This is a genomic window from Pseudoalteromonas sp. PB2-1, assembly GCF_045040605.1.
GTDB classification, from domain to species: Bacteria; Pseudomonadota; Gammaproteobacteria; order Enterobacterales; family Alteromonadaceae; genus Pseudoalteromonas; species Pseudoalteromonas arabiensis.
Genome location: NZ_CP090668.1, coordinates 412,173 through 438,370, shown reverse-complemented (window position 1 = coordinate 438,370; position 26,198 = coordinate 412,173). Strand labels below are relative to the sequence as shown.

Genomic DNA, 26,198 nt, shown 5'->3' with positions numbered 1-26,198 from the left:
ATAAAAAAGCCAGCACAAAAGTGCTGGCTTTTAAATAATTAAAATTGATAGCTCATTGAAAGAGCAATTTCATTTATATCATTCTCAGAGACAAAATACCGCGTATAGTCAACACCTATACTAACTGAGTCAAGTAGTTGATAATTTATACCTGCGCCAAGAAAAAGGTCAGTTCCTTCATCCCGTTTGACAATAGTATTTGAATTATCTCTGCGACTGTTTATTTTATATTTCCAATGATACGCACCTAGAAACAGCTCCCCTTTGAGCGATGAGGCTAAATCAACTAAATAGTTAGCTTGAATTGCCAAGCCAGTAGGTAAAACAGGCGCTTTGTCTGAAAGTTCTGAGTGCGCTTGCTCAGGGTTACTCGTTTCTTTAGAAAAATTAACACGCGCTTCGCCTAAATCAATATATCTAATACCCAACTTCCAATTAGGTTTTAAATTATAAAAAGCACCAACGGACCAACTAACGCTTTCATCATCAATCGCCGTTTGTACCCATTGCTCAGATGAATATGAACTTTGAGCTGTCGCTTGACCTAGGGTTGCAGACACTTGCCAATCTTCCGCGGCTGCTGAACTTGCTAACACACAACTAGTGGATAGGAGAGCAAAACTCGGTAACCGAGACACTCTACGTCTTACTACAAAAGCAGAAACGACGAGTAAGGTGATCATGCCAAGGCCACCACCTGATGATTTATTGCTCACATTAACAGTTTGTTTTAACTCAACGGTTACTGAAACGCTTCCCTGTGATTGCGCACCTTGTGCATCTTTCACAATATAGTTGATCGTATCCATCCCTTCAAAACCAGCCGCGGGTGTGTAGCTCAACGTACCATCGCTGTTAACAACGGAAGTGCCAAATTCTGTGGTAGCCGAAACTAAGAACAGTTCACCTTGTTCTGGGTCGCTGTCATTAGCTAAAACATCAATCGTGATGGTTTCTCCATTGCTAGATGCGCTATCATTTTGTGTCACGGGAGCTTGATTAACTTTAATAGTCACAATTGCAGTACTATTAGCCGTTCCTCCCATCCCATCAGTGATACTGTATTGAATAGTCGCATCCCCGATATACCCGACTATAGGCGTGTAAACAAGCTGATTATTCTCGATAACAACAGTACCGAAATCAACCGTTGCACCGGTAATGGTAAGGGTATCATTATCGATGTCTTCATCATTGGCTATCACATCAATAACGACAGATTCCTCAGCTACAATTGTCACAGCATCGGCATTCGCAATTGGGGCGTTATTTCCTGTGGTTGGCACAGCAACACCACCTGGGTCTACAATACTACCATTGGCAACACCATCATCATCATTTGGACCACCGTCAACAATACGTAGTTGTACACACCAGTCCCCTTCAGATAGCCCTGTTGTCCACTCATTACTACCTGGCGGAGGACAGAAACCAGGTTCACCTTGTGTTGACAGTACTTCATTGCCGTCAACAATTACAAAGTTCTGCCAATCTCCATTAATTAATTTCCGATAAACAGCATTTACAGGAATAGGTTGTCTCTGCGGTAAAACAATACTGTAGGTATCACCAACTTCTGGTAAACCCGTTGCTATAAAGTCGAATAGCCCTCCAGTATTGCTTGCAGTTGGATCTTCCGGTAATTCTGTTTCTAGCAACTGCAAACCGCCCGTATTATTTTGCGGCACTGTAGCCCCTTTGCGCAGACATACTCCAGGGTCACCTTCTACTAAAAATTGTGACGACTCTAATGCTTGCTCTTGCATTACGTTACAATCAGAGATTGCATCCATAAAATCAGGAATACCGTCATTGTCAGAGTCTACATACCCTTCTTGATCATCAGGTATTAAATCGCCATCGCTATCAACCGCAGTCAGTTCAGGTAGTGACGGTATTACTTCAATATAAACATCTTTCATAGTCGACAAACTTGGTACTGCATTATCTTTTGCAGTAACACGTACCTTGTAAATGCCAGAAGCTACAGCGGCTGGATTAAACTCAAAAATGAACGGATCATTTGAGGTGTTCACAAACTCTGGCGCAGCATCCCACTCAACAGTTACTTCATCCGTTGGATTTGGATCTGATACGTTTGCGGTAATTGTCACCAATTCACCTGAAGCAGTAATAGTGCTGCGTTGTTGATTATTCTGTAAAACTAAGGTCTCAATATTCGGCGCGACATTGTCTTCGACAATTGTCACCGTTGAAGTAGATTTTGCGCCCTTATTTACAGAGTCACCAAGGGTTATAACAATAGTTTCGTTACCTTCATCACTACTGTCGGCAAAAATCATTAGTGGAATACTCGCCGACACGCCAGCGCTTATAACCAATTCGCCAGATTGTAAATCATGATCAGCGCTGTCCGCTGTACCAGATACAGTGTAAGGAATTACCACTGGATAACTTGGAGCAGGTCCGTTTAAATACACTTTAACGGCATGCTCTTTATCTTCAGCAACTCGACTATCTTTTTGTAATGATACAAGAGGATTGACGTTTAATTGCTGAGTTGTCGTTACTTGTTGACCTTCATTATCCACGCTTTGCCAGTACACCAAGTGTTTACCCGGTGCAAAAATGGGGGCTCCACGTACGAGCGAAACAGGTAGAGGATTATCTGAGCTATCAAACGCCATTGCTATCCCCAAATCAACTTTGGTGAATAAACCCGTTGCATTGACAGTTAAATCTGCAGGGGCTGTGATTACTGGCATTGCAGACGAGTCATCACTATTGATAGCAATCGTTGCGGTCGCTTCAGCTCGAGCTTTACTCTGATCTTCAATAATATAATTAACAAGAATTGGGCCTTGAGTATTCTCAATTGCTTGATAACTCAACGTGTTATTGTTGATAGATACTGTGCCTATCGACGCTTTTGCACCAATGATACGCAATGCATCGCCATCAGCATCGGTGTCATTTTCAAGTACTGATAATGTATATTGATTATCAGATACGGCTGCAAAATTAAAGTTATCGTCATTCGCCACAGGGACATCATTTACCGCACTTACATTTATCACCACTGAAGCGTCATTAGATGATAATTGTCCATCAGAAACACGATAAGTAAATGTATCATTGCCATTAAAATTTGGACTCGGTGTATAAGTAAAAATCGTCCCTTGTACTTGTACGTTACCATTTTCAGGTTGCGAGATAAGTTCGATAACTAATGAATCATCATTGGCGTCTTGAACATCTGCCACAAAGCTCGTTGTCCCATCTTCTTGGACATTTCTCTGCATGTTATTGGCTACTGGCGCTGCGTTAGTCGCAGTAACAAGGATAGAGAACCCTTCTAAACTTGCTTGTAATGAACCATCACTGACACTAATGACAATATTTTCATAATTACCTACGTCAGTAATATCAGGCGTGCCTGACAGTCTGCCCGTAGAAGTATCAAAACTCAGCCATGCAGGTAGATTAGAGACAGAAAAGCTGAATGTGTCTGAATCAACATCTTCAACGGTAGGCGTGAAACTATAGTTTTCACCTTGCTTCACCTCGATAGGCGGTACACCGAAAATAACAGGTGCATCATTCACTGGATTCACAATAATGTTAAATGCTGGTAGAGCTGATTCAAGTTCACCGTCAGAGACAGTAATAACAATATTATCGTAACTACCACTTTGTCCCTCAATTGGTGTACCTGAGATTGTTCCCGTCGTATTATCAAAACGAGCCCATAATGGTAAGTTCGTAATACTGAACTCCAAGCTATCGCCGTCTGAATCTGTCGCAGAAGGAGTAAAGCTATAAAGCGTGTCTTCATCTATTGAAGTAATAGGTTGACCTGAAATAACCGGTGCATTATTCGACGGAACACTTGGAGGGACAATTGTTACAATAGCCTGATTGGTGCCCGTACTATCTATCAGCCCATCATTAAAAGTATAGTTAAGCGTGACAGATGAGGCAGGGTTATTAGCATTATTAATGTAGCCAATTGCCTGCAACACACTATCAACGAGAACTGAAGTCGCATTACTGTTGAAAGTAAGTTGTAATGTTCCTGCTGAATTAGTGGTTACCGTTCCCACCACATTGCTATTATAGCTTAGCGCACCGCCTTGAGTTAACACTCCCAGCAACCCTGTGTTAGTAAAGAGATCGTTACCGTTGGCTCCACCCGCTCGCGCGATAGTTACAGATGCACCATCATAATTACCATTGCCGCTATTAAGTGCGTCTAGTTCACTATCTGCGACTGTGACATTGGCATCAATTACGATCGCTGAACCGCCCTCAGTAAACGTGCTTCCTCCATTTAAGCCACTAAAAACAGGGCCACTATTTGATGATCCAAAAGTAATCACAGTATCACTGCCCGAGTCAGCGACTGTATACACAAGATCACTCGCTGGAGCATTTGTAAGTGAGAGTGATATTTCAGGACTTGAGAAGTCAGTAGCATTGGTATCAATCTCTAGGATACTGCTGCCATTAAAACGCACATTACTGGTTGATAACCCAGTCATACCAGTAATCGTTATTACGTCACCAATACTCAGATCTGTTAGTGTATCGCCATTCAAATCACTTGATTCACCAATGAAGTTATCACTTCCACCATTACCTGTGATGGTATCTGCTCCCTCACCTGGGCGGATAGTATCTGCACCACTACCACCAATCATCGTGTCTGATCCATCTAAGTCAGCAGCGGTAATTTCAAGAACATCGCCAACAAACGCTGAAGCATCAATTACTAGATCAGCAGTTATTGCACTGCCAGTGGTATTAGTAACAGACACTGTTTGTGTATCTGCATTGAAGTTATCAGTTAAATTAATCGTTGCTACATTATTAGTGCCAATTGAGATCCCTTCGATCCCCGTAACATTAGTTGTAGCAAAGTCAAAGGTTCCCCCATCCATAAGGTTTAGTGTTTCAATGCCTGTACTGCCAGTAATCCCAGTTGTAAAATCATTTAAATTTTCAGCATCAACAGCAATACTTGCACCACTCGCTAAGCTGAGCGTTCCTATACTATTAAATACACCACCACTGACGTCTGCACCATCAGTTACTAATAGACTGTCAGCAACACTACTATCGCCAGTTAATGTGCCACTGTAAGCACTTCCGCCGATAGCAAATGTGATAGCATCTGAGGTTGAATTAGCTGTGACAGATGTCGTACCGCTTAAAATTGTGATTGTTCGAGTATTAGAACTATCATCACCAACCAGATAGTTTTCGATACCTGTTAGTGCTGTTATATCCCCGTCACCACTTAGCGTAATAGTTTCCGACCCACTGGCAGTCAATGTACCGTTAAAGTTTTGATGCTGACTGACTGTCATTGCAACATTGGCACCCGATTCTACCGTTAAATTACTCACTCCATTGATAGTTGCAGCAGTAATATCAGCACCAGAACCCAAAGATAATGTGTCCGCAGTCGTATTGTCACCCGTGATTGTGCCTGTGTAAGTAAGCGAACCTAAATCGAAGGTCACTGCATCTGAAGTTGAAGTAGCTGTAACAGAGTGGTTAGTGTTGCTTACTGTCACTGTTCGTGCGTTTGTAGAATCATCAGACAGTGTATAACTTTCAATTGCAGAAATAGTGGTAATATCACCGTCGCCTGACAGTGTTAAAGACTCACTTCCACTACCAGAAACTGTTCCGGTAAACGACGATAATTGCGCTACCGAAATTGTAGCTGAACCATTTTCTGCTACTGATAAATTTTCAAAACCACTAACCGTTGCGCCAGCAATATTCCCACTATTGCTGAGTATGAGTGTATCTGTACCACTTCCTCCAGCCAGCGTTCCCGTTGCATTCAATGTGCCTACATTTACTGTATCGTCACCACTGCTGCCTGTTAGATTTTGCGCTGCATGACCCAAAGTAAAAGTGTTAGCTGCAGACAATATGTATGTTTCAACTGCACTATTACCCGTTAAGCCATCACTTGAATCACTGATAGTGATACTCTCAGTGCCAGCAGCAGTGATTGTTGTGAAGTTATCATGCTGCGCTTCGGTCATCGTTATCGATGCATCATCACTTAAGGTCAATGACTCAAAGCCGCTAAGCGTTGCACCACTGATGTTTGCGCCAGTATCCGCTCGTAACGTATCTGTACCCGCACCACCTGCAAGCGTACCTGTTGTCGTAAAACCTGCAACATCTATAGTATCAACTCCAGTGCTTCCCGTAACGCTCTGCGCAGAACTAGCCAGTGTAAAGCTCATTGCCGCACCCAGCACATAAGACTCGATATCGCTATCACCGATTAGGGTTTGATCTCCATCAGCACTCGATATTGTAAATTGGTTAGTACCTGAGCCATTGATCGTGGTAAACACATCATGCTGCGTTTCTGTAAGTGTCAAAGATCCATCAGTTTCTGGCGTTAATGTTTCGAAATTAGTTAATGTCGTAAAATTAGCTAGATTAGAGCCTGTTGCTACAGACAAGGTATCTGTCCCCGCGCCCCCATCTGCAATTGAACCGACAATATGGCTGGGATCAGCAATAGTCAGTGTTTCATCGTCACTGGTGAAGGTAATTGCTGGAGATAAATTCGTGCCGTTTGTTGTATTAAAACTGGCTGCAGTACTGCTCGCCGCTGTGAGATTACTCACAGAAATAGTCGCTGTGCGAGAAGTACTATTATTTGTACCGTCATTTATGACAACGGTTACAGTTCTAGAAGTTTGATTCGGTGAACTGGAAGTATTGTTGTAAGTGATGGCTTGTAGAAATGTTTGTACTTCTGCTGCAGAAGCAGTTGCACCCGTTATAGATATTGTATCTTGTAGCGTAATATCAGACGATCCTGAAACTCCCGTCAATGCATCTTGGGCTGATGCACTAATATTTAACCCTTCAGATACACCATCTTGATCGTTTGTAAGACTTACGGTAATGGTTGTTAGCGTGTCGCCATCTGCTTCTGTCACAGCCGCATTCGCTGCAATATTGACCGCACCAGCCCCTTCAGAGAATGATACACTGCTATCGTCACTGCCGCTCGTTGAATCTAAGTCAACTGCAGGTGCAGTGTTACCTGTCGAGAAATTAAAGCTTGTATCATCATTAATACCTGGAAAGCTGTTTCCCGCAGAATCATCAACAGCAGTTGCGTCAATACGAATAGCGTAGTTACGATTACCCGATAAATTATTGCTAGGGTTTATATAAATTTTATCATTTGTAATGCCTATACGACCGGCACTTGGGCTTGTCGTTGTACCATCGCTCTCGGTTGCTACATTAAAAACTTCAAAGTCACTATTGCTACTGATATCACGAATAGTAATGTTCCCCGTTCCAAGGGATATATTTTCATTAAAATCGACAACGATATTGGCATTTCCTGCAACACCTGTGGCATCATCATTTGGCGTCGAATTTGCCCCATCAAACGCAGGCCCTATACTGTCAATTGTAAAAGCAGTTATCGCCAGTGGCGTATTAGCATTACCCGCAGCATCCGTTATTGTAATCGTACAATTACTGTATGTACCATCGACGAGCGCTGTGCTGTTATCGGTTTGCGTCAGAGTAATAGTTTGGTTACCTGTTGAACTAATCGTTGTTGAGCTTGAGGTGCCACAACTCCCTCCTACTGATAGTGTGCCCGTTTCAGTGGTACTAAATGTGTAGCTCGGAGTACTGTCACTCCCTGGAGTGGTCACTGCGGTCACTTCTGCAACCGCTGGCGCTGTAGTATCCACTGTGAAACTGGTAATATTCAAAACTGAACTAGGATTATTCGCAGCATCGGTCACAGTGATAGTACAGTTGCTGTAGGTGCCATCAGCCAAAGCTGTTGAATTATCAGTTTGAGTTAAAGTTATAGTTTGATTACCTGTACCACCGATAGTTGTAGATGTCGACGTACCACAGCTACCTCCTACAGACAAGGTACCAGCCTCATCGGTAGTAAAGGTGTAGTTAGGCGTGTTATCGTTCGTTGGGGTTGTAACGGGTGTCACTTCACTGATTATTGGTGGGGTTGAATCGGAGGCTACAGGGTTAGTCACCACCATACTCAGAACAGCTATCTCCTGAAAGTCTGTAGTGCCAACCACACCGCCAGAACCATCTGAGGTTGTAGCCCAAGTAACTACTAATGTATCTATATTTTGCCATTCAACATCATCCGACCAAGTACCTGAGCCTCTGGTAAATGTTTCAGCACTGCCTCCCGAAAAAACACTCCATGTTAAATCATCGGTAATAACCGCGCTGCCACTTCGGTAGCCCGTAATAGTAAAAACGTTATCACTAGTGCTACCAGTAGATCTTCGCCCTAAGTACATAGAGTCTAATGAAAAGTTATTTGTAGCGGATAGCTGAAAACCGCCTGTAGAAGCATCGAAAGCGATATTTGATGCCGTATCAAATGGCAGCATTGCAGCATTCGCCGCATATACTTTTTCATCCGTATATACATTGCTACCTTGTAAACCGGTTCCCCAATCGATTGTAAAGTTTGTGCTAGTAGATAGACTGACTGTTGAGGTATAGTCGTTTACTGCCCCCCCTGTATCTACATTGGTATAATCAATTGTTGCAGCCGAGGTTGCTATTGATGCAGTCAAGGTTGTTGATAAACCAACAAGCCTAATAGAATTAGTTATTTTATTTAATCGCATGATACTCAACCTCTAACCTGCGCTTGATACACATAAAATCCCATGATATGAAGCAATTTCTGCTTTTTATCATATTAAACAAATACTTATACAGCATTCTTTGGTAATATTGAAGAAAAAGCTCTTCAACCTTCTAATCTAAAGAACGAGTTTTGCATAAGCCTTTGCAAAACTCGCTCTGTCTGATTTATGAACGAGATGGGTATATTCCCTCCAGTACCATTTGCCAGTTAACTACCTGATATGGACTAACAATACTAAATGGCTCTGAGTTGCCAGTATTCCCCACAACGACATTACCTGACACACCACCACCCTCGACAGTTAACCCCGATATATCAGTCAATGTGGGAGCTGGCGAAAAGCCTTGCTCTTTATAGTACATTTGGCTACTTGTATTCGCTGCCAAGTAAGACTCAGCATCCGGCGTCGGTGTATTGGGGCCGTTTGTTGCAACCTGTAGTCGCCCAGTTGCTTGCGAAGCACCTGTAGACTCAAATATCGCAATATGATTATGCTGCGGCAGTTGCGATAAAGCTAAGGTTCTATATTCGGAACCAAAGCGTTGGCCAAGATTATAAGTAGCACCACCAGGCATATTACCCATACCTAATGGGCTACGACCACGTAAATCAGGTATACCAAACGTCGTTCTTGCATCACCACCATAAAAATCTCCAATTAAAGAGAATAAGGCTGAGTTTTGAGATATTGCCATTAACTGGCCCTGACAAATCGTCCAGTTACGAATTGTAAAATTGCCACCAAATGGTCTCATGGTGCCGATATATGAATCTGCTGACATAATTGGTCCTTAATAATGTTCGAGTTGTAATTGGCGACAAATTGACTTAATAACTGCTTTCAAATGCCTCACCAACTAGGTTACTTGCGATTAAATTAGATATATTTTGTACAACTAAAATCACCTCGTTTATTGAGATTATTTGTTATCTTCTGGTTTACTTCCCACAGGGTGGGCAGAAAATACTGGGGGAACAAACAATTCTGGTAATGCCACCTGACGAACACTTCCAGATGATACTTTTCCTAAACAAACAGTACCTACATCATTAACACTTAAGCTAACGGAAGGATGCTCTGGTTGTGTAGTAAAACGCCAATAAAGCTCAGAAGTCTTATAGCGTATCAATACCATTTGTTCGCATTGATCAAATTCATCTGGCTGTTCACAAAATTTATCGTGGTATTCAGACAGCCGCTGCTCACCCAAAAACTGCACCAACAAGCTCCCCATTCCTGGCACTTTTAAAATTGCGGACTGCCCACGCTCTACAATTAACTCCCCTTTACCCTCAAGTTTGGCGATGGTTTGGGCCAAATCATTGCTAGGCACAGCGCCATCGTTATATGGATATGCTGCTAGGTCATAGCCATAATTATTGGTAAGTTCTATTTTTATCTTCATTTGTTATCTCGCATCTGAAGTGTCATCTAGAGCACCGCGCACATGGAATTACGATAACAGCCCAACCTCTATTGCCTTTCATGCGACTTTGCTCACCATCTTTAAAACTATTATTAACTTGTTGCCTGCGAACCCTGCTTCACTAGATCAAAGAAAATCCTGCATCTAGTCCAAAAAGTACAGCAAATCTATAACCATCAAAGAGCCCTTGCTGTGTGCCAATAACATCTAGACACACAGCACCATCAAGAGTTTTAATAACTAAACCTTCTCGACGACTTAGTTGAATAACAGTACCTGCTTGTACGCCTTTGATATCACATTCAAGCTCACTCGCTTGTAGCAATTGAAACATCTCTTGTCTTAGACAAAAGGTGGCACAGCCAACATCGACATTGCCAGCACGGCACATGTTCACAATTTCCGAAGTGGGCTGTTTACACCAGTTAATAGCCAGCTGCTGCGGTTCGAGCATGGGTGCAAAATGCTCAAAGCATGTGTCTTGCTCACGCCAAGAGATATTTTCTTGCTCTTCTAATTGACAAAAAGTATTGAGCAAATGAGGTAAAGCTTGCGAGACTTTTTGATTTACTATACTTATCGTATCGAAAGGATGAATAGTAAGGTCAATATCGATAGCTATATCTCCGCTATCCACTTTTGATGTAACATGGTGCAACGTAAGCTTAGTGGCTTGTTCACCGTTTCTAATTTGCCAATAAAGGGGGAAAGGTCCACGGTATTCAGGTAGAGGACTAGGATGAATATTGACTAAGCTGCCATCAAAGTAGCTGATCAACGTTTGTTTTAAAATATGTCTAAATAGGTAAATTACACCGCGATTAGCGCCTAGCCTGTCCAAATCCGCTATTAGGGCCATATCGTCATGCTGGTTATACTGTAAAGTAGGGATCTGCGCTTGATGCAGTAGCTGCTGCAATTGCATTAAATCCGGGTTTGGCTCAGCGTCCGCCAAAACCACACATGCTAATTTATTGGTTTGTTGGAGATATTGGATCGCCGATAAACTCTGGCAACTCCCCGTAAACACCGCATACCTTTGCATCATATACTCTCCTGTACTTTTACAGGCACAAAACCCGGTAACCCTGTCAGTTGATAGTAAAACTGAATCGTATCTCCGCTACTAGCAACAAAGTGAGTATGTTCGATGTCTTTAGGTTTAAGATCTATGTAGACGCTATTGTCTGGTCTTGGGTGTGTGATCCCTGAATCATATTGGCCAACCTCTTCTTGCGCGAAGGTTTCTATGTGAGCATAGACCGCAAAAATACGTTTGCTCATATCTTCGACACCCTTAGGTAGTACAATTTGATTCGCAGGGATCACTTTTATACCGCCTTCAAGTTCAAGCTCTTGCATCTCTAACAAAGTAGATTTATTGATCTTAAGGATTTCGCCTAGCTCCACGCGGTCTTGTTGTGCCTCATTAGCTACATTACTTGAATGACTAAACTCTTGAGTTTTCCATTGTTGATTAAACTCAATTTCCCCAACAACCATCATGCCTTTTACCGACACATTTTGCGGGATCATCCAACCGTCTAGGGATAAGTACTTTACTAAATGTTTGGCAATACTTAATTGGCCCTCTTTCGTAAAACCATGTTGCATCGCTTCTAACACTAAAAGATCAATCGCATTTTCTGGCTCAAATATGCTCGCATCGGCCTCTTCAATAAGTGATATATACTCTTCTAGCTGCAAGTCACTCACGAGCTGTTTAAGGGTTAATATTGCACCGGGCTGAATATCCACAAGTGTCACTTGGATTTGACTCGGCTTATAAGTTTGAGTCTCTTTGTAATAACTAAGTAAAGGTAGTAATAAAGGGGCGAAAGGGCCACATGCTGGATACAACACATTAATTGAGGGTTTATTTTTTAACTTACCTTGAATTGCTTTATCAAGCCCGCGTGCATATCCCTTTATTCGGTATATATCCTTTATTGTATGCTTACAGTTATAGGGTGACATAATCAAACCCGTCGCTGAAATGTACTGATGTGTAAGTTGCTCTTGGCTTAATCCCGCAACGGCCATAGACAGCACTGCTTGGTCATACATATTTTCGAATGTTTTCACTAATTGAGTGTGAGGGGCAGTTATTTCAGAAAGTACCAACGTCATAGCTTCAACAAAACTTTGTTGCAATACAACGAGCCTTTGTTCAACACTAATAGAAGTCTTCAGCAATGATTCCAACTGTGTTCTAACAGAGTGTTTTAGTAACACGTCTATCTCAGGGTTAGCGTAATCGTATAAAGTCTTACTGTTTGTACCGTCTATTCTATCCATGTAATAAAAACTCAGATTTTTTAAATTGCTAATACCTATAGTTATAGATAATTTTATCTTTAACTAAACAATGTCACGCTGTTTTAGATCAAAGCGAATTACATCAGTATAGTTTTAATACTGTTATTTACAATTTAAGGGTACACTTAAAACAACAAATTATTTATTACACTTTATTACAGCTCATTGCATTACCAATTACCTAGTGCTACTTTGAAAAAATGGCATAAAATAAATTGATAAAATGAAAATACTATCGAGGTGTGGTAAATATTATTACCCGTATTTATTTGCCTAGGGTTCGACCAATATTTGAAGAAAAATCACCGAAAAGCTTGCCATGAACAAATTTGAAAAAATATCTTTTCAGATGGAAAAGAGCGTGTTATTTCATCCTCGAAAATAAACTTTCGAGATCCACGTTTATAGCATTCCAAAAAGTTTTCAGTGTTCATCCCTCATTTTAGACAGGATCTCTAATATGAAAAATTATATTGAGACTATTTTAAGTTTTTTAACCGAAATAAAAATAGCTTATGAAATGACTGATATTAAGAATAAAACCCTTTTGCCTGGGTTATTTATTCAAAATGGAATTCTTCAAATAGATATAAATAAGCTTAAGTATCCCGGAGATATTTTACACGAGGCCGGCCATATCGCTGTGTGCGAACCTATTTTTCGCGATCGGCTAACGGGGTATGTTTACAAACATGGTCTATCAATTAAGAGAGAGCCTCAAGCGATGCATGGTGAAGAAATCGCCGCCACAGCTTGGTCAGTTGCTGCTGTAAAATATTTAGGCTTACCTATAGAGCTCATTTTCCATGATAAATCCTATAAAGGATCTGCACAAAACCTTTTCGATTTATTTGAAAATGGCGGGTTATTTGGTCAACCGTTATTACACGCGTGGGACATGACGTGCCCAAACGCAGGCTTTCCAATTATGCGAGCATGGATAAGAAAAACAAGATGGATTAATTCGCTATCTTAATGAGCTGTGAGGCGTTTGGTAAAGAGTTATTTTCTAAAAAAACTTTGTTAAATATGAACTTATAGTGTTTGAGCTGGCTCTGCCACATATCAGACAAAGCCACAACAAAGCTCTTTTAAACTAAACGTGCCTTATTTTTCCCAAGCAGAGAGTACATCTTTCACCAACTCATAGCGCCATGAGTTAAAAAGGTCTGGTCTTGAGGCCGCTTTACGTTCTTCATCATCGAGCTTCCAATTCCAGCTGATCAGTTGATTAATCTGTTTTTTAGAGGCCAATACATCTTCAGGAATCCCCTGCTCTTTTGCAGCCTTGGTAATTTTTTGTTTAATGTCTTTAGCGGCTTTTTTATAAGCCGGAAAATCAATTAAACGTTTTAATTGTGCTGGTTGCTCGCTTACAGGGACAGCTTTACCACGTTCAATACATTTTAAAATTTCGACGCCTGAGCGGTTAACTTCCATCGACTCAACACCTGGGACACGGCGAAGTGCATTCAAGCTTGTTGGCTTACGTTTGGCAATTTCGACCATGTTATGCTCTTTTACCACAAAGTTAAGAGCAAGGTTTTTGCGCTCTGCTTTTTCACGGCGCCATGCTGCAAGTTCGCGTAATACAGCTAAATCATGCGGTCGTAATTGCCATGCATTTTTAATGTCTTTGTAAAGCTGATCGGCAGGGGTTTGATAGGCACGTTTTTGCGCAACTAACTCGCTTTCGCTGATCACTATGTCAAAAAAGCCGGCTTCATCAATTTGTTTTTTAATGATTTCAAAACAAGGCAGTAAATGAAAAGTATCGGCAGCGGCGTAATCTAACTGTTTTTCAGTTAGCGGACGCTGTAACCAGTTAGTGCGTGATTCGCTTTTATCAATTTCGATATCAAGCAACTCTCTTACCATGTGCGCAAAGCCCATGCAGTTACCATGACCTAAAATTTGCAGTGCAAATTGGGTATCAAACAGCGGTGTTGGTACAAAGCCAGCATACTTTTGAAACACTTCAATATCTTCTGATGGTGAATGCAGTACTTTTAACACTTCTGGGTTTTTAAGTACTTGCCAAAAATCAAAAAGCGACAACTCAGCCAGTGGGTCAATTAATGCTAAATGCTCACCATCATATACTTGAATAAGTGCAACTTCAGGATACAGTGTGCGACGACGCATAAACTCGGTATCAATTGCCAGTACCGATTTACCTGTAATTTTTTCTACAAAATCATTTAATTGGTTTTGTGTTTCGATCAGTTGATATTGCACTTACACTCCTATAGGAAACATAAAAAAAGCCGGCTGATGCCGGCTTTAATTATTTCTTTTCGTCCTTTAAGGCTCTTCTTAGAATCTTACCAACGTTTGTTTTTGGTAATTCATCTCTAAACTCAACGAGTTTAGGCACCTTATAGTTCGTTAAATTATCACGACAGTGCTTTATTATATCTTTTTCAGTTAAAGATTGATCTTTTTTCACAACAAAAACTTTAACTTGTTCACCACTTACCTCATGAGGAACACCAATCGCTGCCACTTCAAGCACGCCATCGTGCATTGCAACAACTTCTTCAATCTCATTTGGGAAAACATTAAAGCCAGATACGATAATCATGTCTTTCTTACGATCAACAATATAGAAGAAACCTTCATCATCGTAAGTTGCAATATCACCTGTTGCAAACCAACCATCTTTTAAGCATTCGGCTGTTGCATCAGGGCGGTTATAGTAACCTTGCATAACTTGTGGGCCTTTAACCCAAAGCTCACCAGGCTCACCTTTCGCTGCTTCTTCACCATTTTCAAGCATTAGCTTAATATCAGTGCTTGGTGCAGGTAAACCAATGGAACCGTTATAACCCTCAAGGTCGTATGGGCTCAGTGTTACAAGTGGTGCACACTCAGTTAAACCATAACCTTCCATTAATTTGGTTTTCGTTACAGCTTGCCATTTTTCAGCAACGGGACGCTGTACCGCCATACCACCGCCAAGTGACATTTTTAAGCTTGAGAAGTCTAGCTCAGCAAAGCCAGGGGTATTTAGTAAACCGTTAAATAAGGTATTTACCCCCGTCACCGCAGTAAATTTGTGTTGTGCTAACTCTTTTACAAAACCAGGCATATCGCGAGGGTTAGTAATAAGCACGTTCAAACCGCCATATTTCATAAAGGTTAGACAGTTCGCTGTCAGTGCAAATATGTGATAAAGCGGTAATGCCGTAATAACGACTTCTTTACCTTGCTCTAGCACTTTATCTAAGCAACCTGATACTTGTTCAAGGTTACCAACCATGTTGCCATGCGACAGCATTGCACCTTTTGATACGCCTGTTGTACCCCCTGTGTATTGTAAAAACGCTAAATCGTTTAAATCAATATCAGGCTTTTTATAGTTTGCTTCATCACCTGCCAATGCATCTGAAAACTTGATTACATCTGGTAGTGAGTAACTTGGCACCATTTTTTTGATGTGTTTAACAACAAAATTAACAATGTGCTTTTTAAGACCACCTACCATATCACCCACTTGGGTAACAACAATGTGTTTAACATTGGTTTTTGGAAGGGCTTTTTCTAGCGTATCGGCAAAATTAGCAAGAATGAAAATTGCAGCTGACTCTGAGTCATTTAATTGATGCTCTAATTCACGTACGGTATAAAGTGGATTTACGTTAACCACCACACAGCCAGCACGAAGAATACCTAAAATTGTTACAGGTGTTTGAAGCAAGTTCGGCATCATCACCGCAACTTTATCGCCTTTTTTTAGACCTAGGTCGTTTTGAATATACGATGCCACACGTTTTGTCGCACTGTCTAGCTCACTGTAGGTCAACTCTTTACCCATGTTGGTAAAGGCTGGAAGGTCACTATAGTCAGCAAAACTTTTTTCAAACAAGTCGAGTAACGAGTGATAATGCTCAGGGTCGATTGTTTCAGGCATACCTTCTGGGTAGCGCTTAAGCCAGATTTTTTCCACTCTTAGCTCCTGTTTATAATTATATTTTTTAATAACCTTAATCTAACTAAGGCTGTTTCACAATGGAGTAAATACTCTAATGGTGCAGATAATCCCACATTTGGTGCAATTATACAATTAACTTGCTTTATAGTGCTTAATAAATGCATGAATGTGCTCTAAGGTTAATGCAGGATTTTGCATATGGCAATGGTGACCGCCAGGTATCTGATGAATTTTTAACTCCTTGTAATATTTGCCATATGCTTCTAAGTTTTGCTTAACGAACGGGAACCCTTGCTCGCCAAGGATTAGCTGGCATGGTGCCTGAATTTGTTTGATGGTTGCAATACATTGTGCTTCATCAAAACGAAAACCTGAGTGATTTTTAAGCTTAGGGTCCGTTGTTAAATACCACTTACCTGCTTTGTGGTAGCTATTTCTGTCCATCAGTAACTCTGCTTGTGGGTATTCAAGGTCACCACTGGCAAGTCTTGCACTAATAATGTGCGCTTTAGACTCAAATGCTCTGAGCCCTTTAGTACTGACTCTTGCTCTATTTAAAATTGCTTTGCGAAGCTGACTGCTCACATCATTACTGTTTGTTGTGACGCCCCCTATTCCCTCAATAAAATTCACCGATGCCACTTTTTCAGGGAAGCAGCTGGCAAAAACACCTGCAACCATAGCGCCCATTGAATGGCCCACTAAATGCACTTTATTCACTTCAAGTGACTCAATAAACTTATATACGTCATCAATGTAGTCAATAAAGTAATAATGAGCATCGCTACTTCGCCAATCAGATAAACCATGGCCTGGGAAGTCTATACAGTACCAAGTATTATCGAGCTTGGCATTCTCTAACATAGGAATGTAACTATGTGCATTATCAAGCCAGCCATGTAAGGCAACAACAGCCTCTTCACCATGGCCAAAGGTTAGGCCACGTAATGTCTGAGTACCAGTTTGAAAAGAAAAAGGTTGCACAATTACTCCTATTTATTAAGCGTTTCAACTTAAAGGCGTTTATTTATCGTCTAGCTAGTATACAATAATCCTCGCAGTATAAATAAGGGCACAATAATAAGGTTACATCAATGAAATTAAAATTAAGTCTTTTAGCATTATTATGCTCAGCAGGCTCAGTAATGGCTGAATCAGCACCAAAAAACATTATTTACATGATTGGTGATGGTATGGGCCCAGCATATACAACTGCATATCGTTACTTTAAAGATGATCCAAATACTAAAGTCGTTGACCCAACTGTATTCGATACCATTTTACGTGGTATGGCACATACTTACCCTGATGATCATACTTATGTAACTGACAGCGCAGCGGGTGCAACAGCACTGAGCAGTGGTCATAAAAGTTATAATGGCGCAATTGCTGTTGATACTGATAAAAAACCAGTAAAAACCATGCTTGAAGTTGCTAAAGAGCGCGGTATGACAACAGCATTAGTAGCTACTTCACAAATCAACCACGCAACACCAGCAAGCTTTGCTTCACACAATGAATCACGCCGTAACTACGACGAGATCGCTAACGACTATATCGATAACAAAATCGCGGGTAAGTTACCGGTTGATTTAATGCTAGGTGGCGGCACTAAATATTATGTTCGTGAAGACCGTAACCTAGTTGAAGAATTCAAAGCAGCGGGTTATCAGTACAGCGATGACTTCGCAGCAATGAGTGACTTAAAACAAGTTCCAGCACTTGGTTTATTCGCTGAAGTGGGCTTGCCTTATGCACTTGACGAAAATCCGACTCGTCTTACGCAAATGACAACTAAAGCACTTGATTTACTTGATGGTCAGAACGACAAAGGCTTCTTTGTGATGATCGAAGGTAGCCAAATTGACTGGTGTGGTCATGCCAACGACATCGCGTGTGCAATGGGTGAAATGGACGACTTTGCTAAATCGATTGAACAAGCAAAAGCCTATGTAGATAAAAACCCTGATACTCTCCTTGTTATCACAGCCGATCACTCAACAGGCGGTTTAACACTGGGTGCTCATGGTCAATATAAGTGGGAAACTGACGTTGTTAAGGGTGTCAAAGCAACAGCGGGTACCATCACAAAAGCCTTGCTTGAAAGCGAAGATTTAAAATCGGTATGGCAAAAGTATTCTGATATCGAGTTTACTGAAGCAAATGCGATTAAGCTCAGCGAAGCGAAGAAAATGGGCGATAAAGCTTTAGTACTCGCCGTTAAAGATATCATTAACCATGCCAGCTTCACGGGTTGGACTACTGGCGGCCACACCGCTATTGATGTACAAGTGTTTGCCTATGGTAAACGTGCTGAAGATTTCTACGGCTCGCAAAACAATACCGCGATTGCCAGTAAGTTGATTGATTTTATTAAAGAGTAAACCTTTTAATCATAAAAAGCCTAAACACTGTTTAGGCTTTCTTCATTTAATTCAGTTATTTTATTAATTATGCGTACACATCAACGCCAATTAAGCTTTGCACTTCGGCACGGCGATCTAAATTAGCAAATTCAGTATAGGTGGAAATAGCACGGCTAACTTTCACACTGCTAGGTTTATCATAAATTGTTTGCTGATAGCTTTGCGACTCAGCTTTAAACTTATCGGCAATAACAACAGCTTGAGGGCTCGATTTAACATACTCTGTTGACGATTTTTGCTCAGCCGTTCGGTCTGATATCGCCTTGGACGTATCAGTAACGGTATTTTTACGGCTATATTGACCAGGGATGTCACCGGTATAAAAGCCTGAGCCAATAGGTAAAGTCAAACGAGTATTTCCACATCAAACATGACTAAATTATGTGCCATAACTGACGGGCACGCAAGTCCCGTTGCTCTTTCAATTACTCTCGGCCTGGTAGCTTTTTCCAAGTCACTGTATCACGAACATATTTAGGCTGTGCATTCGCAGCAGTTACCGTTTCACCGTTAGCAAAAGCAGATTCAACAGAGGCCAGCATGTATTTCGCATCAGGCAATAAGATGTTTTCATACAAGCTTACATTTGCAAGTTCAGTAACAAGCGAAGGATAGGTCTGCCAACCGGTACCCACCGCTGTTGCAGCCATTTCAGGTAGCGTTAGCAACTCAGGTTTAATAACTTGCTCTTCATCAACAAGTCGCATTAAGCCATGTTCATTCGCTTTATAGTGAGCGTAATAAATCTCCCCCATACGTGCATCAATGGCAGAAAACACATCACGTACTTGATGTTGCTCAAACGCTTGTTGCGCCATCATCTGTAATGTTGATACGCCAACCAAAGGCAAGCGTGCGGCATAAGCTAAACCTTGTGCAATCGCAACACTGATGCGCACGCCCGTGAAGCTTCCAGGCCCTTGACCAAACCCAATCACATCTAAATCGGTTAATTTACATTCTGCCTTTGCGAGTAACTCATCAATTAAAGGCAAGATTTTTTGGCTGTGCTGCTGTGGACACTCTTCAAAATGATGAAATGTTTGCCCTTGATAATGTAGCACCAGCGATAAAGCTTCAGTTGATGCATCTAAGGCAAGAATATTGTGTTTAATCATCTAAGTTACTCTAATTGATCTGTTCTAAAAAAGCGTTTGCCATTGCTAAATCACGCGTGCGGCGCATGGGTGGCAAACTTTTTAAAAATACTTGGCCATAATGGCGCGTTACTAAGCGGTTATCGCAAATAACCAGCACACCTTTATCTTTACTATCGCGAATCAGTCGCCCTACCCCTTGCTTTAATGCAATCACCGCTTGGGGTAATTGAATATGTGCAAATGGGTCTTTACCTTGCAACTGACAATCTTGCATTTTTGCTTGCAACAATGGGTCATCCGGCGCGGCAAACGGCAATTTGTCAATGATAACACAACTTAATGTGCTGCCTCTAACATCCACGCCTTCCCAAAATGAGGCGGTACCGAGTAAAACGGCATTACCGTGACGGGTAAACTTTTCAAGGATAATACGCTTTGACATTTGCCCTTGCATATAAACCGGGTAATCCATTTGCGTGGTTAAACCTTCCGCCACTAAGTGCATCATGCGATAACTTGTAAACAGCACAAAGCAGCGACCTTTTGCTGATTTAATCAACTCAAGGGTCAGCTTGATAATAGCATGGGGCATATTATTCGCGTGAGACTCAGGTAAGTAGCGCGGTAAGCAAAGCAGTGCTTGTTGTTGATAATCAAACGGACTTTCAACAATCATGCTTTGCGCGGGTTTTAGTCCAAGACTGGCATTAAAATGCGCTAATTCATTATCAACCGATAGAGTGGCCGAAGTAAAGACAAAGCCAGCCCCTGTGTCTTTCATCATTTGCGCAAATTTAGCCGATACATTTAGCGGTGTAATGTTTACCGTTAAATAGCGGCGAGTTGTTTCATACCAATAGCTATAGCCCGTTTGTGCAGTATCAAATACCCGCTCTAACTGGCCTTTAAAGGCGAGTGTACGCTCAAACGGGTGCTCTATTTTTTCGCTACGGTCTAAACATAATTTCAACACTTGATATAAAAAGTCGAGGTCGCTTATCACGCGGTGCAGGGCTGCACAGATATCTTTATCGGCTAGCTTTTCACGCCAGTCACCGCGACTGCCATCTAAGCCAAACTGCAAACGTAAATCTGCCACGCTGGTTTCTAACTTATTGAGGGTTTTACCTAATTGCAGCATATCGGGGATATCTGCACGGTAAATCGCGCGTAAGTCATTGATTAAATCCATCAGCTTTTTAGTACTAACACTTTCACCAAAATAGTCACTGGCTATTTCACTTAACTGATGAGCCTCATCAAAAATGTAGGCATCAGCAGTTGGCATCAATTCAGCAAAACCCGTGTTTTTCACAGCCATATCAGCAAAGAATAAATGATGGTTGATCACCACCACATCGGCTTCCATCGCATTTAAACGCGCTTTACGAATATAACAATCTTGGAAATCGGGGCACTCTTTACCTAAACAGTTATCAGCGGTTGAGCTAACATAAGGCAGTACTTTGGCGTCTTCTTCAATACCAACACAATCTGCTAAATCGCCAGAACGCGTTTCACTGGCAAACTTTGCCACCATCGCCAGTTGATGCATGACATCTGGATCATCTGTTGGTACATGCGCAACGTGCTGACTTAAGCGATAGGTACATAAATAATTTGCACGGCCTTTTAATAGGGCTACTTTTTTCGTAGCACTGAGTGCTTTTACTAAGTTGGGTAAATCACGATGAAACAACTGTTCTTGCAGCGCTTTTGAACCCGTTGAGATGATAGTTTTGCCTTTTGATTTTAACGCAGGCGCTAAGTAAGCATAAGTTTTACCTGTACCTGTTCCCGCCTCAACCACTAATTGGTGACGTTTTTTCAAGGCATCATCAACCGCAACAGCCATGTCAATTTGTGGCTGTCTTGGAGTGTATCCATCAAGAGAAAGTGCAAGCGGACCCGTGGCACTGAAAAGTTGTTTGATAAACTTCGCCAATAAGATTAAAAGTGATGGGCAGATTTTACGTAACTGGTTAACCTAGGGCAAGACTAAATGAGGAAGCAAGGCTTCCTCATTATTAAAAACATGGGTTATTGTGCTTCTATAGTGAGTGTCACACCCAATGCAGAACTGTAACCTTGCAAGTCTATATACCAAGTACCCGCTTGTGGATTACTAATCTGACATGTCTCTTCGTTGCCATTTTTATAAGGTCGACATTGATAATTTGAACTCGTCGAAGGTGAGCCGTAATTAACATATAAATCAGCATCACCACTGCCCCCTGACATAGTCACTGTTAGATTACTCATACCGCTTGGGATCGCTTGAGTAAACCTCTGCCAAGTACCACTGGGTACATTAACATTCGTTTCTGTGCGGTCTATAGGTGTGCTGCCAGAGCCTTGGCTATAACTTCCCGTTAATGCAACACCGGCAATTTCATTCCATGCTTCAACCATAACGTGATAAGTCCCCGCTTGTATTGATGAAATCACACAGCTTTCGTTACTTGAAGATGTTGTACTTTTACAATCAAAATCTTGTAAAGTCGGCTTGCTGCCAAATTTGACATATAAGTCGGCATCACCTGTACCGCCCTGTGTCGTAAACTCAAGGTTGCTGCTCATTGCTGGCACTTCAAGGGTAAAAAATAGTTGCTGTTTTGCAGCCGCAGATAAACCGGTTTTTGCTACACCATTTTCAAGTTCATTACTTGGTTCGCTCACAACATCACCGGCATTTTTTGCCATTTCAGCAAGGTAGCTCACAGCCAGTTTGGCGAATTTGCTGGCATGTTGTGCGTCGAACTGTGAATCGTTTGAAGTATGGATGAGAGGGTTAATATCGCTCATTCTTGATTCAAATGGCATTGATGCAGCAAAACCTTGCTGATACCAAGATGCATGATCTGAACAGCCATAACCACATTGGTCAAAGCCGTAGCTAACACTTGGTTGATAAGCATCAAGTAATTGCGATAAATACTGGTTTTGTGGTGAATTAGTGTAATCTGTCATCATCACAATGTCTGTGCTACTGCCGTTATTACCAGTCATATCAAATTGCACCATACCAACCACATTTTTAGCCTGCGATTTATAACTCTGGGCAATATCTTTAGAGCCCCGAAGGCCGACTTCTTCTGCAGCAAAGCCCATAATTTGGATAGTCCGTTGAGGTTGATAGTTATTATCAACAATTGCTTTTAAGGCTTGGGTAAGCACAGCAATGCCTGATGCGTTATCGTCTGCACCAGGCGCACGCCCATTACTTGGATTTGATTGATTTATTGAATCTAGGTGACCCCCAATCACGACAATTTCATCGGCTTTTTCGGCACCTGGAATAGTCACAACAACCGACGACTGTGAAAAACTATGATTGAAGTATTCGACGCTAATATCGCTACGGCTACTTGCTATTTGTTGCCAGTGATTTTTTAACCACTGAGCTGCATCTACACCGCTTTGCACTGAATAGTATCGATTATGGAAATTCATCATACTATTCACTGTATCAGTAAGCTCACTTGCATTAATTGATGAAAGCAACGCATTGACAGTCGTAGCGTTATCAATGCTGTAACTTGCAAAGCTGCTCGTCGAAGCAAGGTGTGAAACACTATTTAGCTTTTGAGTATACAGTTCGGCATCGGCTAGAGATTCATGAGCGACAAAACCACCACAGCGATGGTAATTATCGTGCATAAATTCGCTTAACCCTGCTATATCTTGTTTATTGACACGCATAAAGTTTACATCATTTATAACTGACGATTGCAAAGCGAGGTTACGTGTTTGTTTTTGTTTACTTAGCGCATCTTGTTGAAAATGTTTTGCGGCTAGGGCATCAATTGTCACCCAGACTGTTTCATCATCTTGAGCGAAACACATTTGGCTTAACGACAGTGAGGCTACACCGACTAAGCACTGCTTAAGAAGGGTTGTCATAATGGGTCCTTTTCTTTGTAAGGGAAAGTAAAGGGAGCAAATGCTCCCTTTTTATGATTGGCTAATTAGCCGAGATGGAGAGTGTTACGCCACTCGCTGCGTTGTAACCACGTAAGTCAATATACCAAGTGCCTGCTTGAGGGTTGGTAAAGGTACACGTTTCGCTGTTACCATTTTTATACGGACGGCAATCATAGCTAGAAGTTGTTGATTGCGAACCAAACTTAACGTAAAGATCTGCATCGCCAGTGCCACCTGAAATAGTGACATCCAGTGATGAATAACCCGCCGTTAAATCTTGTGTGAAGCGTGTCCAGCTACCTGATGCAACACTTACATTTGATTCTGTACGATTGATGGGTGTCACTCCACCTGAACCATTATCAAAACTACCTGTTAAAGACACACCTGAGATTTGGTTCCATGCTTCTACCATCACATAGTATGTGCCTGCTTGTACATTACTGATTGCACAGCTTTCAGTGCTAGTAGATGACGTACTCTTACAATCAAAGTTGTTAAGTGTTGGTCTAGAGCCATACATTACATACAGATCGGCATCGCCACTTCCACCTGTGGTATTGAATTGCAGGTTTGTAGCACCACTCGGAACATCTAAAGTGAAGAACAGCTGTTCTTTGGCTGCGCCACTAATCCCTGTGCGCGCAACACCATTTGTTAACGCTTCGTCAGTCGGTGGCTCAGTTGTACCGCCACAGCTACTACCTGCGCTTAAGTTTGAACTAACACCTACCGCAGCAAGCGCTGCTTGAACATCGGCAGGATCATAGTTCAAGTCACATGCCGCATCCATCACGCCATTACCTGCAAGGTCCCAGTTAGTACTTGCTGTCCAATAAAGTTGGTTAGCGCGTGCCATAACCACAAATGCCTTTTGCGTATCCCAACCCGATGTGGTTGCAAGATTATAAAATGCTTTATTGAATACGCCTGAGCTGTAGTGAACATCCATACCAGAGTAGTAATCATTTTGATGATCAATTGAGCTACCATCTTGAGTTGGATTATTCATGTAGCGAAGTGCGCCATTACCTTTGAAGATTTCCTGACCAACTAACCAGTCGTTTGAGCCTTTCATGTAAAACTCAGCGGCTTCACCAGCCATATCAGAGAAAGCTTCGTTTAAACCACCCGATTTACCAGAATAAACAAGTCCTGAGTTTTGCTCAGTAAAGCCGTGGCTCACCTCATGAGCTGATACGTCTAGACTTACTAGAGGGTAAAACGTATTTTGGCCATCACCAAAGGTCATAGCACTGCCATCCCAAAATGCATTTTCGTAATTATTACCATAGTGAACACGCATTTTTAATTGGAAAGTTAAAGGTGCAGTACCTAACCAATCGTTATACATATTAAAGATAACGTTACCAAAATAATGTGCATCATTGAGTGGCGAATATGCACCATTAATTTCTTTAAAGGTATTTTCAGGGCAAGTAAACGAATAAGCCGTAGAACCACTCGTACCGCCATTGAGGTTAATCGTTCTTACGTTGGCGTTATTCATCGTACATGTGTTGCCCGACTGAGAAACATCAAGACTACTGAAGTCACTGCCATAGATGTACTTACCCGTTTTTAAATTGCCGCCAGGGCCTGTTGCACTTGCATGCTGGAGGTTATCCATACTAAAAAGTACTTCACCAGTATTGGCATCAATAATTTGATAAGGGCGAGACGGGTTTTCACCATAAGTAACGTATGACACTTCGTAAACCAAATGCGCAACGCTATTCTCATCAAGCCAAATAGCTAAACGAGACTGCTCATTATGTCTCTCTAGGCCTGACGATTTTTTTGCAACGGCTGAATTAGCAAGGCCATGCGCTAACGCTTTTTGCTTTGGTAAAGCAGGTGAAACAGAACCAATATCTGATGCAATGTCATAGACCGCGGCACCGTGTGCGGTTTTTAACTGTCCCGCATCATCAAAGGTAAGAATAACCGTATCGCCAATAACTGGAATATTCTTATACATTTGCTGGTAACGGCGGGTTGTCGTACCGTTATTGCTTTTTATTTCTTTTAAAACAGTTAGTTCATTTCCAGCTTCCAAACCAATTAAATGTTTCGGATTAGACATTAATACTGATGCAGCATTAGTCTGTAATGCCTTATTAATACCTGTTTGCTTGTTTAGATATTTTTTATTTGCAGCTTCTGCATTTGTTGCTTGAGCTAATGCCAAAGCAGCAAGAGTAGCTATTGTGAGTTTTGATAAATTCACGTTTACGCTCCGTTAGATTGTTATTTAATATTTTCCTAATAATCGGGTTACACACCTTCCCGATTGCTAATCAGCCTAGCGCGATCAAAAAGAAAACAAAAATTAAACAATAAATTAACATTTAAAGTGGCGTGATTTTCCTAAATTGCTTATTTTTTAGTAGGTTAAGAAAA

At 41.5% G+C, this 26,198-nt stretch carries 15 protein-coding genes; 2 read left to right on the top strand and 13 right to left on the bottom strand.

The window, feature by feature from the left end:
- Positions 1-38: 38 nt before the first annotated feature.
- The 5 genes from L0Z67_RS18880 to L0Z67_RS18860 form a co-directional block, all read right to left on the bottom strand.
- A complete protein-coding gene (locus L0Z67_RS18880) occupies positions 39-8,642 on the bottom strand; it encodes an Ig-like domain-containing protein (protein WP_392353158.1) in 8,604 nt (2,867 codons plus the stop codon).
- A 187-nt stretch (positions 8,643-8,829) separates the two neighbouring features.
- Positions 8,830-9,447 (bottom strand): phage tail protein, encoded by a 618-nt coding sequence (locus L0Z67_RS18875; protein ID WP_237115683.1) that lies wholly within the window; start codon positions 9,445-9,447, stop codon positions 8,830-8,832.
- A 138-nt stretch (positions 9,448-9,585) separates the two neighbouring features.
- Positions 9,586-10,071 (bottom strand): hypothetical protein, encoded by a 486-nt coding sequence (locus tag L0Z67_RS18870; protein ID WP_237115684.1) that lies wholly within the window; start codon positions 10,069-10,071, stop codon positions 9,586-9,588.
- A 142-nt stretch (positions 10,072-10,213) separates the two neighbouring features.
- Entirely contained in the window at positions 10,214-11,140 is a 927-nt protein-coding gene (locus L0Z67_RS18865) for a methionyl-tRNA formyltransferase (RefSeq protein WP_237115685.1), read from the bottom strand.
- Positions 11,137-12,390 (bottom strand): hypothetical protein, encoded by a 1,254-nt coding sequence (locus L0Z67_RS18860; RefSeq protein ID WP_392353155.1) that lies wholly within the window; start codon positions 12,388-12,390, stop codon positions 11,137-11,139. Before L0Z67_RS18860 ends, L0Z67_RS18865 begins: the two co-directional genes overlap by 4 nt.
- A 481-nt stretch (positions 12,391-12,871) precedes the next feature.
- Here L0Z67_RS18860 and L0Z67_RS18855 point away from each other — a divergent pair, with 481 nt between their 5' ends.
- Positions 12,872-13,387: a hypothetical protein gene (locus tag L0Z67_RS18855; RefSeq protein WP_392353153.1), complete on the top strand. Its 516-nt coding sequence runs from the start codon at positions 12,872-12,874 to the stop codon at positions 13,385-13,387.
- Positions 13,388-13,518: 131 nt separating this feature from the next.
- Here the strand turns inward: L0Z67_RS18855 and rnd are convergent, their stop codons facing one another.
- The 3 genes from rnd to L0Z67_RS18840 all read right to left on the bottom strand — a co-directional run bounded on the left by rnd (position 13,519) and on the right by L0Z67_RS18840 (position 17,329).
- Positions 13,519-14,649: a ribonuclease D gene (gene rnd / locus L0Z67_RS18850; protein ID WP_062568078.1), complete on the bottom strand. Its 1,131-nt coding sequence runs from the start codon at positions 14,647-14,649 to the stop codon at positions 13,519-13,521.
- Positions 14,650-14,698: 49 nt separating this feature from the next.
- On the bottom strand, positions 14,699-16,360 hold the full coding sequence (gene fadD, locus L0Z67_RS18845; protein ID WP_237115688.1) for a long-chain-fatty-acid--CoA ligase FadD: 1,662 nt from the start codon (positions 16,358-16,360) through the stop codon (positions 14,699-14,701).
- Between the two features lie 117 nt (positions 16,361-16,477).
- A complete protein-coding gene (locus tag L0Z67_RS18840) occupies positions 16,478-17,329 on the bottom strand; it encodes an alpha/beta fold hydrolase (RefSeq protein WP_237115689.1) in 852 nt (283 codons plus the stop codon).
- Positions 17,330-17,439: 110 nt separating this feature from the next.
- On the opposite strand from L0Z67_RS18840, the gene L0Z67_RS18835 reads away from it, so the two are divergent.
- On the top strand, positions 17,440-18,729 hold the full coding sequence (locus L0Z67_RS18835; protein WP_237115690.1) for an alkaline phosphatase: 1,290 nt from the start codon (positions 17,440-17,442) through the stop codon (positions 18,727-18,729).
- A gap of 67 nt (positions 18,730-18,796) precedes the next feature.
- Here L0Z67_RS18835 and L0Z67_RS18830 read toward each other — a convergent pair whose 3' ends face one another.
- From L0Z67_RS18830 to L0Z67_RS18810, 5 genes are all read right to left on the bottom strand, one after another.
- A complete protein-coding gene (locus L0Z67_RS18830) occupies positions 18,797-19,120 on the bottom strand; it encodes a hypothetical protein (RefSeq protein ID WP_392353149.1) in 324 nt (107 codons plus the stop codon).
- 76 nt (positions 19,121-19,196) lie between these two features.
- Positions 19,197-19,889, bottom strand: coding sequence for a tRNA (adenosine(37)-N6)-threonylcarbamoyltransferase complex dimerization subunit type 1 TsaB (tsaB, locus tag L0Z67_RS18825; RefSeq protein ID WP_392353147.1), 693 nt, complete (start codon positions 19,887-19,889; stop codon positions 19,197-19,199).
- A gap of 10 nt (positions 19,890-19,899) precedes the next feature.
- The gene (locus L0Z67_RS18820) at positions 19,900-21,816 is read right to left on the bottom strand and encodes an ATP-dependent DNA helicase (protein ID WP_392353144.1); all 1,917 of its coding nucleotides are present in this window, start codon (positions 21,814-21,816) and stop codon (positions 19,900-19,902) included.
- A 95-nt stretch (positions 21,817-21,911) separates the two neighbouring features.
- Positions 21,912-23,774, bottom strand: a complete 1,863-nt coding sequence (locus tag L0Z67_RS18815) for a M28 family metallopeptidase (protein WP_392353142.1) — start codon at positions 23,772-23,774, stop codon at positions 21,912-21,914.
- A 61-nt stretch (positions 23,775-23,835) separates the two neighbouring features.
- Positions 23,836-26,025: a M4 family metallopeptidase gene (locus L0Z67_RS18810; protein ID WP_392353140.1), complete on the bottom strand. Its 2,190-nt coding sequence runs from the start codon at positions 26,023-26,025 to the stop codon at positions 23,836-23,838.
- Between the last annotated feature and the right edge of the window lie 173 nt (positions 26,026-26,198).